This window comes from Ruegeria sp. AF2 (genome assembly GCF_056542025.1).
Genome location: NZ_JBQFZC010000001.1, coordinates 608,192 through 620,798 on the forward strand (window position 1 = coordinate 608,192; position 12,607 = coordinate 620,798).

The 12,607-nt window shown below is 56.5% G+C and carries 18 protein-coding genes and 1 tRNA gene; 13 read left to right on the top strand and 6 right to left on the bottom strand.

The genetic code is table 11. From position 1 onward, the window contains the following. Window positions 1-76 precede the first annotated feature (76 nt). Window positions 77-1,375: a capsular biosynthesis protein gene (locus tag ACR0NM_RS02960; protein WP_170597926.1), complete on the bottom strand. Its 1,299-nt coding sequence runs from the start codon at window positions 1,373-1,375 to the stop codon at window positions 77-79. A gap of 140 nt (window positions 1,376-1,515) precedes the next feature. Here ACR0NM_RS02960 and ACR0NM_RS02965 point away from each other — a divergent pair, with 140 nt between their 5' ends. Beyond that, a complete protein-coding gene (locus ACR0NM_RS02965; RefSeq protein ID WP_170396310.1) occupies window positions 1,516-2,103 on the top strand; it encodes a riboflavin synthase in 588 nt (195 codons plus the stop codon). Between the two features lie 3 nt (window positions 2,104-2,106). On the opposite strand, the gene ACR0NM_RS02970 is transcribed toward ACR0NM_RS02965, so the two are convergent. After that, entirely contained in the window at window positions 2,107-3,162 is a 1,056-nt protein-coding gene (locus ACR0NM_RS02970; protein WP_480613160.1) for a phosphatase PAP2 family protein, read from the bottom strand. A gap of 319 nt (window positions 3,163-3,481) precedes the next feature. Here ACR0NM_RS02970 and ribB point away from each other — a divergent pair, with 319 nt between their 5' ends. From ribB to ACR0NM_RS02990, 4 genes are read left to right on the top strand one after another with little or no spacing between them, the layout of a single operon-like run. Beyond that, the gene (gene ribB / locus ACR0NM_RS02975; protein ID WP_480613162.1) at window positions 3,482-4,603 is read left to right on the top strand and encodes a 3,4-dihydroxy-2-butanone-4-phosphate synthase; all 1,122 of its coding nucleotides are present in this window, start codon (window positions 3,482-3,484) and stop codon (window positions 4,601-4,603) included. Window positions 4,604-4,605: 2 nt separating this feature from the next. Next, entirely contained in the window at window positions 4,606-5,157 is a 552-nt protein-coding gene (locus ACR0NM_RS02980; protein WP_170396313.1) for a 6,7-dimethyl-8-ribityllumazine synthase, read from the top strand. Next, entirely contained in the window at window positions 5,154-5,636 is a 483-nt protein-coding gene (nusB, locus tag ACR0NM_RS02985) for a transcription antitermination factor NusB (protein ID WP_170396315.1), read from the top strand. Before ACR0NM_RS02980 ends, nusB begins: the two co-directional genes overlap by 4 nt. Before the next feature lie 59 nt (window positions 5,637-5,695). Next, the gene (locus ACR0NM_RS02990; protein ID WP_170512831.1) at window positions 5,696-6,001 is read left to right on the top strand and encodes a hypothetical protein; all 306 of its coding nucleotides are present in this window, start codon (window positions 5,696-5,698) and stop codon (window positions 5,999-6,001) included. A 215-nt stretch (window positions 6,002-6,216) separates the two neighbouring features. On the opposite strand, the gene ACR0NM_RS02995 is transcribed toward ACR0NM_RS02990, so the two are convergent. Together ACR0NM_RS02995 and ACR0NM_RS03000 are read right to left on the bottom strand one after the other, a co-directional pair. Continuing rightward, window positions 6,217-6,642 (bottom strand): SRPBCC family protein, encoded by a 426-nt coding sequence (locus ACR0NM_RS02995; protein ID WP_170626627.1) that lies wholly within the window; start codon window positions 6,640-6,642, stop codon window positions 6,217-6,219. Then, window positions 6,639-6,959: a metalloregulator ArsR/SmtB family transcription factor gene (locus tag ACR0NM_RS03000; RefSeq protein WP_170396321.1), complete on the bottom strand. Its 321-nt coding sequence runs from the start codon at window positions 6,957-6,959 to the stop codon at window positions 6,639-6,641. The genes ACR0NM_RS02995 and ACR0NM_RS03000 overlap by 4 nt, the downstream gene beginning before the upstream one ends. Before the next feature lie 117 nt (window positions 6,960-7,076). Here ACR0NM_RS03000 and ACR0NM_RS03005 point away from each other — a divergent pair, with 117 nt between their 5' ends. Next, window positions 7,077-7,496, top strand: coding sequence for an MmcB family DNA repair protein (locus ACR0NM_RS03005; RefSeq protein ID WP_480613164.1), 420 nt, complete (start codon window positions 7,077-7,079; stop codon window positions 7,494-7,496). Here the strand turns inward: ACR0NM_RS03005 and ACR0NM_RS03010 are convergent. Continuing rightward, window positions 7,493-7,681, bottom strand: a complete 189-nt coding sequence (locus tag ACR0NM_RS03010) for a DUF6324 family protein (protein WP_170396325.1) — start codon at window positions 7,679-7,681, stop codon at window positions 7,493-7,495. The genes ACR0NM_RS03005 and ACR0NM_RS03010 overlap by 4 nt on opposite strands. A gap of 78 nt (window positions 7,682-7,759) precedes the next feature. Here ACR0NM_RS03010 and ACR0NM_RS03015 point away from each other — a divergent pair, with 78 nt between their 5' ends. The 7 genes from ACR0NM_RS03015 to ACR0NM_RS03045 all read left to right on the top strand — a co-directional run bounded on the left by ACR0NM_RS03015 (window position 7,760) and on the right by ACR0NM_RS03045 (window position 12,356). Next, window positions 7,760-8,242, top strand: coding sequence for a GNAT family N-acetyltransferase (locus ACR0NM_RS03015; RefSeq protein WP_170403306.1), 483 nt, complete (start codon window positions 7,760-7,762; stop codon window positions 8,240-8,242). A 47-nt stretch (window positions 8,243-8,289) separates the two neighbouring features. Next, window positions 8,290-8,366: transfer RNA gene (locus ACR0NM_RS03020), tRNA-His, on the top strand. Window positions 8,367-8,458: 92 nt separating this feature from the next. Next, the gene (gene dusA, locus ACR0NM_RS03025) at window positions 8,459-9,478 is read left to right on the top strand and encodes a tRNA dihydrouridine(20/20a) synthase DusA (RefSeq protein WP_480613166.1); all 1,020 of its coding nucleotides are present in this window, start codon (window positions 8,459-8,461) and stop codon (window positions 9,476-9,478) included. A gap of 28 nt (window positions 9,479-9,506) precedes the next feature. Then, window positions 9,507-10,331: a sulfite exporter TauE/SafE family protein gene (locus tag ACR0NM_RS03030; protein ID WP_170511906.1), complete on the top strand. Its 825-nt coding sequence runs from the start codon at window positions 9,507-9,509 to the stop codon at window positions 10,329-10,331. Next, on the top strand, window positions 10,325-11,110 hold the full coding sequence (locus tag ACR0NM_RS03035) for a hypothetical protein (protein WP_480613168.1): 786 nt from the start codon (window positions 10,325-10,327) through the stop codon (window positions 11,108-11,110). The genes ACR0NM_RS03030 and ACR0NM_RS03035 overlap by 7 nt, the downstream gene beginning before the upstream one ends. Window positions 11,111-11,146: 36 nt before the next feature. Next, window positions 11,147-11,875 (top strand): SpoIIAA family protein, encoded by a 729-nt coding sequence (locus ACR0NM_RS03040; protein WP_170396335.1) that lies wholly within the window; start codon window positions 11,147-11,149, stop codon window positions 11,873-11,875. Window positions 11,876-12,155: 280 nt separating this feature from the next. After that, entirely contained in the window at window positions 12,156-12,356 is a 201-nt protein-coding gene (locus tag ACR0NM_RS03045) for a hypothetical protein (RefSeq protein WP_170512844.1), read from the top strand. A 9-nt stretch (window positions 12,357-12,365) separates the two neighbouring features. Here ACR0NM_RS03045 and ACR0NM_RS03050 read toward each other — a convergent pair whose 3' ends face one another. Further along, a complete protein-coding gene (locus ACR0NM_RS03050; RefSeq protein ID WP_170512846.1) occupies window positions 12,366-12,599 on the bottom strand; it encodes a DUF1289 domain-containing protein in 234 nt (77 codons plus the stop codon). Between the last annotated feature and the right edge of the window lie 8 nt (window positions 12,600-12,607).

Below are 12,607 nucleotides of genomic sequence, written 5' to 3' on the forward strand. Positions count from 1 at the left end.
GATTTACCTCAATCGTCTTTGTTTTGGGAAGGTTACCCGCATCGCTTCGAAACATCCAGCAGCAGGTTGCCCGCGATCATTCAACAACGCGCAACTGTGGCGCTGTGGCCTCTTTATCGGAGAGCAACCCTTGATAGGGGTCCTGAGCCGATAGCATCATATCAGCCGCTCGCCGCAGCAATTGACGACGCCCTTGGCGAGAATAGAACCCCCCGGGGACTTGGCAGGTTTCCAGAAGAAATTGGCGATAAGCCCGATAGGCCTTGCCGCCCGGGGCATCTGGCTGGGCAAAGAATGCCTCAATCGATTGCCGAGATACGAATTCGGGCTTGTCATAAACCGACTGCCCAAAAATCCGCAAAGGAATGCCGCGCCACAGAACCTGCTGGCCTGCCGTGGAATTCACCGTCACGGCGGATTTTGCATCGTCTAGCAACCTGGCCAGCTTACCACCGGGCACATAGTGAATTCGGTTTGTGATGCCGTGCTGTGCTGCAAGCTGGCGCGCCCGCAGCCGCAGCGGTTCACGGTGGTTCTCAAGCGGGTGTTCCTTGATGACAAGGTGGTGATGCGCAGGGGCGCCTTTGGCGAATCCGGCGATCACTTGTTCGAGAAAATCGGACATACCGGAAAAATCCGAGTGATATTGGACCGAGCTGTCATGCCCCAATTGCAACAGCACAAGGTGATAGGGAAAACCGCTCCACCTGACCTGTGCTGTGGCCCAGCCCCGCTGTAGCCTGTGAATGGGCATCAGTGTCAGGCGTTTGAAGTATAGACGAAACTCTTTCGAGACCGGCAGCTCTCGATGGGGTCGGAAATTCCGGTATCTGCGATTCAGAAACAGCACGAACCAGTGATAGAGGGCACCGTAAAAGATGTGCTGGCGCATATCGCCCCAATGGGAAGGCGGTGGGGGGGCGTGCCCTTCGGACTGTTCCAGCGCCGTCTGCATCTGCGCCACATCCAGTTCCATCAGGCGTGAGTTTCCGTTCGACCCGTTTCGTTCATAGGTCACCCACCAAGGGCGCAGGTAGCCTTCTTCGAACACATGAACAGTGGTCCCGCGTGCTTTGGCAATCTCAACTGCGCGTGCATGCACGGGCCGGGTGTCGCCATAGAGCACGATATCGGTCACATCATAGTGGGTGAGCAATTCGCTTAAGGTCTCCGGCCAATCATCTGGCGCGCCGCGATATGGAATGTAACTGGATTTGTCGCCCCAGAAAGCCTGATCGCCCGCGTTGAAGCCGACCCGCCAGACCTGAGCACCCGCAGCCCGCAGCATCCGACCAAGCGCGTTAAAGAACGGACCATGCGGTCCTTGTAGAAACAGGAACACACGCCGGTTAGGGCTGTTGGCCAAAGGGATCATGCGGTCTGCTCGTGTGGTGACTTTTGGTGCGTTTGTATAAAATTATGCCTCTTTGTCGTTTTCACGGCAAGGCAGGGCTTGCCGGTAGAGCTACGTGCCTTTACCTCGGCTATTGAAGCTAGGTTCAGAGGGTTAATGACATGTTCACAGGGATCGTCACCGATATTGGCACCGTTACCGAACTGGACCAGCAGGGAGACCTGCGGGCACGGATCAAGACAAGCTATGAAACGGCGGGCATTGATATTGGCGCTTCCATCGCAAGCGATGGCGTCTGCCTAACCGTCATCGCGTTGGGCGATGATTGGTATGATGTGCAGATCAGCGCTGAGACGGTTTCGAAAACCAATCTGGACAGTTGGCAGGTGGGCAAGCGCGTCAATCTGGAACGTGCCTTGAAGGTCGGGGATGAATTGGGAGGGCACATCGTCTCGGGCCACGTGGATGGCGTGGCAGAGGTGGTCTCTGTGATAGACGAGGGTGACAGCACGCGGGTGACATTGCGGGCGCCTGCCAATCTGGCCCGGTTTATCGCTCCGAAAGGGTCCGTTGCACTGAACGGCACATCGCTGACGGTTAATGATGTGGACGGGTGTGACTTTGGTATCAACTTCATCCCTCACACCAAAGAGGTCACCACATGGGGTGACGTCTCGGTTGGTGATCGCGTGAACCTTGAGATCGATACCCTGGCCCGATACGTCGCGCGACTGGCCGAGATGTCCTGACCTTCAGGTGGAAGGTCCAAATTTGGCCGTCAGCCTCTTGGACAGCCACCAGAAGCATGAAGCCAGCAGGATTGAGACATACCCGTCGATGGCGTAGTGCCAGGCGAGGTGAACCGAGCCTAGTAAGATGATGAAGGCAAACACCGACAGCGCCCAGCCGAGCCAACGCGAATAGGTGAAGCCGTAGAACGCCAGCAGCACGGTAGAGGCAACATGCATGCTGGGCATCGCCGAGATTCCGCCTGCTAGCCCACTATTCCGATAACCATCCAACAGCATTTCATGCACATTCAGCGCCCAGACCGGGCTGATTTCGTGTGATTTGCGTAACAACTCCATCTGCGGAACGAATTCAGAGCCAAGATTGAAGGGTTCGTAGTAAACGGGACCAACCGAGGCAAAGATGGTTGCAATCACATTGCCGCCTACAAACCAGCACAGTGCAAACGCTACCAGAAAAACGGTGCTGCGGTTCGGGTCACTGCGGTCCAGACAGGCGACGCAAACCGCGATGTAAATCATGGGAAACCAGATGTGATAGGCGCCATTTATCGCAGTGGTTACGATCGGTGATCCCAAAATGGGCCATAGCAAGGTCCACGGATCGACGCCGCCGTGCAGAAACCGGTCCCATTGCACGAATTGCTCATCCCAGAGTGTCGGATTCACAGCATGTATTTCGTTCTTCAGGAAGGTATAGGTCAGGATAAGAGCGACGATGCTGAGAAAGCAGATAACCGCATCGGTCGCTTTTTCAACATCTGCCAACTTGGATCGCAGATCTTGCAACATCCATTGAATTGGCTTTTTGGGTCGCACGACGAACATGGCAACGCCAAGTCGCCAAAGAACGAAATTTGCGAACATGAAACCAAGCAGACGAACTGAGATGACAATCAGGGAAGAGGTCGAAAAATCCCAATATGACCGTCCTACATAGATGCTAACGGCAATGGCATAGACCATCTGCAGTGCAATGAATGATAGCAGCAGCCTGTTTCGCCGAAGGGCGCTTACTCGCACGAAATTTGCAGCGGGCAGATCAGCGGTCTTAGACACTGGGCTCAAATTCTCGTCTAGCTAGGACATTATACAATGACTGGTGCCCAGGATATCAGGCGATCCAAGGGCCCAATTGGGGCAATTTGTGGACAAAGTTCACGCAACCGACCTAAAGGTTCAGCTATTGGCAACAATGCGCAGAAAAGGCCTAAGTCAAAACTAGCGCATAGGATTGGTAACTTGAGTTGGCACCAGATTTCATCGCTGGCCCTATAGCGCTGGGCATATCAATCTATGTCGCAGTGCTTACAGGCTGGTCTTTGCGTCCACTCTGGTCTATCCCGCCATTCAAACCCGTTGTGCGAAAGGCTGCCCTATGAGTTTTGAAACCCCCGGACCGGTAGAGGCCCAATTGCGCGAGGCGATCAGCCCGATTGAAGAGATCATCGAAGAGGCCCGTAAGGGCCGGATGTACATTCTTGTGGATCACGAGGACCGCGAGAATGAGGGTGATCTGGTGATAGCGGCCGAGTTCGCTGACACGGAGGCGATCAATTTCATGGCGACCCATGGGCGCGGGTTGGTCTGCCTGCCGATGACGGCGGAACGGATCGATAGTCTGGGGCTGCCGATGATGGCGGTGAACAACTCGTCGCGTCATGAGACAGCCTTCACCGTGTCAATCGAAGCGCGCGAAGGGGTGTCGACCGGAATTTCCGCCGCTGATCGCGCGCTGACCGTGGCGACGGCAATCAATGAACAGAACACAATGGCGCATATCGCGACACCTGGCCATATCTTCCCTCTGCGCGCCAAAAGGGGCGGGGTATTGGTGCGGGCGGGGCATACCGAGGCCGCCGTTGATATCTCGCGTCTGGCCGGGCTGAATCCCTCGGGCGTGATCTGCGAGATCATGAAGCCCGATGGCACAATGGCGCGCCTGCCTGATCTGGTCGCCTTCGCCAAAGAGCATGACATGAAGATCGGCACGATCAGTGATCTGATCGCCTATCGCTCGCGTAACGACAATCTGGTGGTTGAAACTTCGCGCGAGACAGTGAATTCCGAATACGGTGGCGAATGGGAGATGCGGATTTTCACCGACCAGACCCACGGTATCGAACACGTTGTCATGATCAAGGGCGACATCACAACGCCCGAGCCGGTCCTGACCCGGACCCACGCCCTGCATGAAGCGCCCGATATTCTGGGTCTTGGCCCGAAATCTTCACGAGAGCTGCCCCGCGCGATGGAAAAGATCGCCGAAGAGGGGCGCGGCGTCGTTTGCCTTTTCCGTCAGCCGCGAAATTCGCTGTATGCCGCAGACGACGAAGGCCCGCGCACGATCAAGCAAACCGGTCTGGGTGCGCAGATCCTGTCCAAGATGGGTATTCAGGAACTGGTGTTGCTGACAGACTCGCCTGAAACCGTATATCTGGGGCTCGACGCGTTTGGACTGTCAATCGTCGGCACCCGCTCGATCCTCAAGGAAGACTGATAATGGCTGAAAAAGACAAACATGGCATTCTGCCGACTCCCAGCTTCGACAAGCCGGTGAAACTGCTGCTGGTGGTGGCTCCGTTCTACCGTGCCATCGCTGACAACATGGTCGCTGGTGCCAAGGCCGAGATCGAGGCCGCAGGCGGAACCTGCGACGTGGTCGAAGTGCCCGGTGCGCTGGAAATCCCGACCACAATCGCCATGGCCGACCGCCAGTGCAACTACGACGGCTATGTCGCGTTGGGCTGTGTCATTCGGGGCGAGACGACGCATTATGAAACCGTCTGCAACGACTCTAGCCGTGCAATCCAGTTGATGGGCCTGCAGGGCCTGCTGATCGGCAATGGCATCCTGACTGTCGAAAACGATGAACAGGCCGAGGTACGTGCAAACCCCGAAAAGATGAATAAAGGCGGCGGAGCGGCGGCTGCGGCCTTGCATCTGATCGCGCTCAGCCGTAAGTGGGGCTCTTCCAAAAAGGGCGTGGGCTTCAAGCCACCGTCCGAGTCCATCCTTGTGGCGGGCGACAGCAACGGACCCACGACAGCATGACCCAGACAGACGCGCCGAAACCGGCCAACCAGAAACGCCTTATGAAATCCGCCGCCCGGCTTTATGCCGTACAGGCGCTGTTCCAGATGGAGCAGTCGGGCCAGACGACTGAACAGGTTGTGAATGAGTTTCTGGATCATCGGTTTGGCGCGGTCTACGAGGGGGATGAGATGCTGGATGGCGATATTAGTGTCTTCCGTAAGTTGGTGGATGACGCCGTGAACTATCAGGCCACCATCGACCAGATGACCGATCGTGCATTGGTCGCCAAATGGCCCATTGCGCGCATCGATCCGACCCTGCGCGCTGTGTTTCGCGCGGCCGGGGCTGAGTTGACCCAGAGCGACACGCCGCCAAAGGTCGTGATCACCGAATTCGTCGATGTCGCACGTGCGTTCTTCCCGGAAGGCAAAGAGCCCAAATTCGTGAACGCTGTGTTGGATCACATGGCGCGCGAAGCCCAGCCCGAGGCGTTCTGACGCCTTTACCGCGACCCTGCATGCGCTAGACTCACCATCACAGCGCAAGGAGGTTCGCCATGCCCAAACTGGTCCGTCTCTACATTACGCAAGTCATCTGGGGCTTTGTGATCTCGGCCGTCTTTGTCGGGGTGCTGCTGGCGCTCAACGTGGCCAATCTACGGCATCTGATCACCAGTTCGGAAATTGGTCTGATCGCGTTGGCCATGATCTGGTTCATGAACGGGATCGTCTTTGCGGGTGTGCAGTTCGCCTATGCGATCATGAGCATGGCTGAGAAGCCGAACAAACCACGTGGTGGAACACCGATTGCTCATGGTTTGAGGCCTGCGCCGATCAAACAGGAAGTGCGCGCAGGGCGCTGATTTATTAGGTAAATATGTGGCGGGACCACCAGTCAACCGTGCGGTTTGATTCCCGAGGACCTGTATGTACAGGTGGGCGCCAGGTAATCAGGCCAGGACCTGAACAGAGCCAGCCCCCTCGGAATTGCTTAAGGCCACCAGAATGCTACCTGTCACAAGAAGGGCAGAACCCGCCACGGGCCTAAGTAGGGCCTGAAGCAGGTTCGCACAAGGGGTTAAGCATCAACAGTTTCGTGCAATGCGGTGCGCATCTTGCCGAAATGTTCATCCCATCCGTCATCCAGCGAAAGGATCAGGCCAAAGGCGTCAGCCCCTTGAGGTAAGCCCTCGTGCAGCAGTCCAAGGCGTGTACCGCCGGCGACGGGTTCCAGCGTCCACTTGACCACACTTTCGGCGCCGCCCATCGGTTTTATGGTGAATGTATATTCAAGATACTCTGGACGTCTCGCTTCACGCACTTCACCCCAAATCAGAAGGTCGCCACTGGTCGTCCCGAACATCTCAAGCTTTTGTCCAGCAGCAAGGGGACGTTCGGGTTTGTGAAACCACTCGGCCAACCGGTCGGGATCAGTCAAATAGTCCCAAACGACTTCCGGTGTGGCGCGGAGAAAGATTGTTTTCTGCAAAACTGCGTCTGTCATTTCTTATTCCCTTCGATAGCTTTTTTCAGATTTGCGAGGCGATCATCCCAGAACCGGTCGAAGTAGCTGAGCCAGTCCAGAACCGGAGCCATTCCTTTGGGTTCAAGGCGATTGATGCGTTCGCGTCCACGAGCTTCGACGGTGATCAATCCTCCGTCGGACAAAACGGTCAGATGCTTTTTGACGGCCGCGCGGGTCATGTCGAAACGTTCGGTTAGTTGAGCGATCGTCATATCCTGCGCTGCTAGCATCTGAACGATGTCGCGGCGGGTCGGGTCCGCCAGGGCGCGAAATGCGTTTTGGGTCTGTGTATTCATCGGGCACCTCTTATTAGATACCATTTGGTTTCATATTATTGCGATACCAAATGGTACTATGTCAAGCTGCTTGATTTTTGTTCATGAATTGTTCACATTCTCGGAATGACACTAATTATGCAGCCTGGACAGAAGCTGGCCCGTGGTGTTTCGCGTCACTTGTTGACCCACGGCTATGTTTCGATTGAAGAATTTGTCCCTACCCGAGGGCTGCGGGTCGATGTGATGGGGTTGGGCCCAAAGGGTGAGATTTGGGTGGTCGAGTGTAAATCCAGCCGCGCCGATTATCAGTCGGATTCCAAATGGCAGGGCTATCTTGACTGGTGTGACCGATTCTTTTGGGCGGTTGATACGGATTTCCCGACCGAGCTTCTGCCTGCGAAAACAGGCTTGATCATCGCCGATGCCTATGATGCCGAAATCATCCGTATGGGGCCAGAAAGCAAGCTGGCCCCGGCGCGGCGCAAAAAGATGGTTCAGAAATTCGCGATGGATTCTGCACGTCGGTTGCAGGCCTTGCGCGACCCCAGGGTTTAGCTTTTGATGGCGCGCGCGGCTTGGGCTGCTGCGCGGATTTCCTCGGCGATTTCTTCGGCCTCTTCGGGGTCGAAATCCATTGGAATCTCAATACCGGCACCTTCAATGAACAGCCGCACCATACCATGATCGGTGGGGCCGATCTGCAGGTTCGCTTCGATATCGCGTTCGGTATTGATGCTCATGTTCGCCTCCGGGAAATGCGCTTTGGTGCTAACGCGCGATGGGTTGAGAATCAAGCCGACTATGAGTTCAGATAGGGCATGGAGACGGCAACGCTCAGACCTTTCCGCGCCGAGGATGCGCCGTGGCTGGTTGAACAGCATGGAGTGCTTTATTCCCGCGACGAAGGGTTTGATGACAGTTTCGGCCCACTGGTTGCCCGCATTCTGACGGAATTCATCGCGGATCACGATCCAACTTGCGAACAAGGCTGGATCGCCGAGTGCGACGGGGATCGTTTGGGTAGTATTTTCTGTGTCAGGCTGGATGATCAAACCGCCAAGCTGCGGTTGTTTCTGCTGCTGCCCGAGGCTCGTGGACAGGGGCTGGGCAAGCGGCTACTGACTGCCTGCATGGGTTTCGCCCGCGACGCAGGATATCGCCAGATGGTGCTGTGGACCCATGAGAGTCACGCCGCCGCTTGCGGGCTGTATCGTGCGTTTGGGTGGGAGCTTGTCGACAGCAAGCCGGTGCATTCCTTCGGTGTCGATCTGGTCGAACAAAGCTGGCGAATTCAGCTTTAATCCCCTTGCAATCCCCGTACGCCTTCGCTAAATCGCCCCTCACAAGTGCCGCCTTAGCTCAGTTGGTTAGAGCGCTGGATTGTGGATCCAGAGGTCCCCTGTTCAAGCCAGGGAGGCGGTACCATCTCCCAAAACCCAAGAACGGTTTGCCGGTTGCAGGTCTTTCTGTATACCCGGTACTTGGCGAAAGCTGCGTTCCGATGACATGAGCAAGATATGCCGGATAAGAAACCTGTAGACATCCGTAGAAGTGCGAGACTGTCTGTCGCGCCGATGATGGATTGGACCGACAAGAATTGCCGGTTTCTGCATCGTTTGCTGAGTTCTGAGACCTTGCTTTATACTGAAATGGTCACAGCGCCTGCTTTGGTGCGCGGCGGCGCGCTGCATCTGCTGGACTTTAATCCTCAGGAGCACCCGGTTGCGTTGCAGCTAGGGGGTTCTGACCCGCAGGAATTGGCGCAGGCGGCTATGCTGGGCGCTGAAGCCGGATATGACGAGATCAACTTGAACTGTGGGTGTCCGTCTGACCGGGTGCAATCAGGGACATTTGGTGCGATATTGATGCGCGCACCCGAAAAGGTCGCGGAATGCGTTGCGGCGATGCGCGAGGCAGTGAAGGTCGAAGTCACGGTGAAATGCCGTATCGGTGTTGACGAACAGGAACCTTCAGAAGTGCTACCTGCTTTCCTCGACCAAATTCGCGAGGCCGGATGCCAACGTGTCACGATCCATGCGCGCAAAGCTTGGTTGCAGGGGTTAAGTCCCAAGGAAAACAGAGATATTCCGCCACTGGATTATGATCTGGTGCATCGGATGAAGGCTGATTTTTCGGACATGCATATCTCGATCAATGGTGGCATTACGTCGCTTGCTCAGGCGCAACAGCATCTGGAGGCTGGGCTTGATGGTGTCATGATCGGTCGTGCCGCCTATCACCAACCGACAGATATTCTGGCGGCTGCGGACCCGTTGATCTTTGGAACGGGCAGCGTCGCGGATCCCATTGAAGTGGTGCAGAATATGCTGCCTTATGTCGAGGCGCATCTTGTCGACGGTGGTCGATTGCACCAGATCACGCGGCATATGCTGGGCCTGTTCGCGGGGCGTCCCGGTGCGCGGGGATGGCGGCGGATGCTCTCCGAAGGTGCTGTGCGCGAGAATGCCGGCCCAGAAGTGATCCTGCAGGCTCTGGACTCTGTCGCAGCGCTATCGCAGGTGGAACAGGTAGGCTAAGACGGCTTCGAGCCGCTATGGGGGAATGATGCCCGAGACGATGTTGCTGGCCCAGATGCTGGGCCTTTTGCTTGTGATCGGCGCTTTGGCCGGGGTGTTGGCTGGGCTTTTGGGCGTTGGCGGTGGAATCGTTCTGGTGCCCGCGTTTTTCTATGCGTTTCAGACACTTGGATATGGCGGGCCTCAGCTGATGCAGCTATGCCTCGCAACTTCGCTGGCGACGATCATTGTAACGTCGATCCGATCGGTTCTGAGCCATAACAAGAAAGGCGCGGTGGATTGGGGCATCCTGCGCGGCTGGGGGCCAGGCATAGCGGTGGGTGCGGTGATCGGTGTACTGGTGGCTTCAGCTCTGAGGACAGAGTTTTTGCAGGCGCTGTTCGGCATGCTTGGCATGGTTATCGGCATCTATCTTGGATTGGGTAAATCCGAGTGGCGGTTGGGGGATGCGATGCCCAAAGGATTGCGCCGCGCCGCGCTTTCGCCTTCGGTCGGGTTTCTGTCGGTACTGATGGGAATTGGCGGGGGCAGTTTCGGTGTTCCGCTCATGAGCCTTTATAACACTCCGATCCACCGGGCGGTTGCGACCGCAGCGGGCTTTGGCGTGATCATCGCTGTACCGTCGGTGCTGGGTTTTTTATTTCTCAACATCGCTCCGGAGCATCGCCCGCCGCTGACCATTGGCGCGGTCAATCTGGTGGCTTTCGGTATCGTCGTTGCGATGACTATGATCACCGCCCCGTGGGGCGTTAAGCTGGCGCATGCGATGGATCCGAAGCCGCTCAGGCGGGTCTTCGCGGTATTCCTTACCCTGGTTGCTCTGAATATGCTGAGAAAGGCGTTGGGGTGGTAGCGTCGTTTTACGAGCTAGGTTGGGTAAAGTTTCCTTATGATGGAGCGTTGGCGGATTGGGTGGCGCACGCTCTTCCCACTGCGCGTGCATCCGTCAGCGATCCGGCTCATGCAGCTTGGCACGATTGCGATGGCACGTGGTTCATTGGCGTTGATGCACTGGATAATGATGCGCAGGGCAGGGTCGCGGGTTCGCCTGCACTGGCGGGCGCGGCCATCGAACTGGCACACCAGCAGTTTGGATCGATTGATCTGCACAAAGGGCAGGTGTCGGTAATATATCCGGGCTACCCTCAACCCCGGTGTGGCGAAAGCGAGGCTGCGGCGCGGTATCGTGCGCGGCGAGATGCGGCGCATGTGGACGGGCTCAAGCCAGCTGGCCCTGATCGACGACGGCGGGTGGATGAACCTCATGCCTGGATATTGGGTATCCCACTTACCGAGGCCAGTGTGGACGCAGCACCAATGGTGCTGTGGGAGGGAAGCCACAAAATCCTCGGCGATGCTTTTCGGTCCGCGATGAAGAAGGTGCCGCGGCATGAATTGGGCGAGGCCGATATCACAGATGTCTATCAGGCTGCGCGCCGCGAAGTATTCGAGACCTGTCCGCGCCTCGAACTACCAGCACGCCCAGGCGAAGCCTATCTGTTGCACCGCCACTGTCTGCATGGTGTTGCACCATGGGGTCCGAATGCCAGCGCTGGACCGGATGGACGGATGATCGCCTATTTCCGCCCTCAGTTGCCTGGTGGTGTAGCGCAATGGCTCGAATCCCCGTAACCTCCTGCCATTGTTTGGCTTTGGAGAGTTGGTTCGATGATTACGGTTCACACGAATGCAGATGGTGCCCTTATTGAGGTCGAGCTTTCGGGCGAGGTCACTAGCGCAGATTACGCGAGCACGCTTGTTCCCGCTATTGAGGCCGCATTGGAAGAGCACGACGCAATACGACTGCTGGCGATCGTTGGGTCCGAGTTCAAGGGATATGATCTGGGCGCCGCATGGTCTGATACCAAGTTGGGGCTCAGCCATTGGCGCGGATTCGACCGGATTGGCGTTGTGGCGGACCAGGGATGGGTGCAAACAAGCGTCCGCCTGGCTGCCCCGATCCTGCCTTGCCCGGTGCACGTTTTTGGAATGGATGAGGTGGAGGAAGCGCGTCGATGGATGCGCGAATCTCTCGGGGCGATCCACGTGACGGATCTGGGCGGACCTTGCGTGCAGATCAGCCTGATGGGCAAACTGGATTCGCAGGAATACGGTCAGGCTCAAACCGATCTTGATGCGCTGTTGCGCGAACGTGACGGGTTTCGCCTGTTGATCGATCTGCGCGAGTTCGATGGTTGGCAGGGTCTGACTGCAATGGCAGCCCATTTCAGACTGGCGGCTGGTCATATTGGGATGCTGGATCGTGCAGCGATTGTCGGTGACAAGACATGGCAAAAAATGGCGCAACGCATGGCCAGCCATGTTCTGGGAACGCGGACCCAGTATTTCCCGGCTGAGGAATACGAGAATGCAAAAACCTGGCTTGCGACTGGCTAAATGCTCTAAAAATGGTTCAGAAACAATGCCTTGTAATCATAGGCATTGTTCTTTTTTGCGTTGACGTTACGGAATGCAACTTTAAGATAGCGCTATTATTGACTGGTTGGTCAAATAACTTAAAAAGTCCTTACCTGTCCCGGATTTAGAGGGAGAGGCAACAAGCTGTTTCGCGTCGCTGTGGGCCACCACTCACTCAAACACAGCTTCCGGACTCTTCCCCCTCGGTGTTCGGAACGGTCCCGCAGTGGCGCGTCGTTTATTACATATTGGAAGAGCAATGATTTTTCGCTCAGTACTAAAGCGCATTCTTTCGAAGGACACTCCCGAACAGGCTGAAAGCCACGAGGTGGAAGCTGAGTTGCGCCCGCGACCTGCAAAGACGACAACCCAGAACGAGCTGGTTGAACTGTTCGGTTCTGAGTTGCGGGATCACGAATCTCTGAGTGATCTCAAGCCTACGCGGACGCCAAAATACTAGGCTTGCGGATCAGGACCCTTGCAGCCGGCCGGCACGGCCACCACGGCGCTTTGCCAGACGGGGTTTGCGTTCCGGCAGATCCTGCATGATTTCGGCCCGTTCGGTGCTGTCCATCTTTGACCAGCGCGTGATCTCGTCAATGGTGCGGTAGCAGCCGGTGCAGATACGTTCGGTCGGGTGAACGACGCAGATTTGGATACAAGGGCTTTCGACCTCGTCCCGTTTCCAAACCATATTCGTCATGGGCGTTT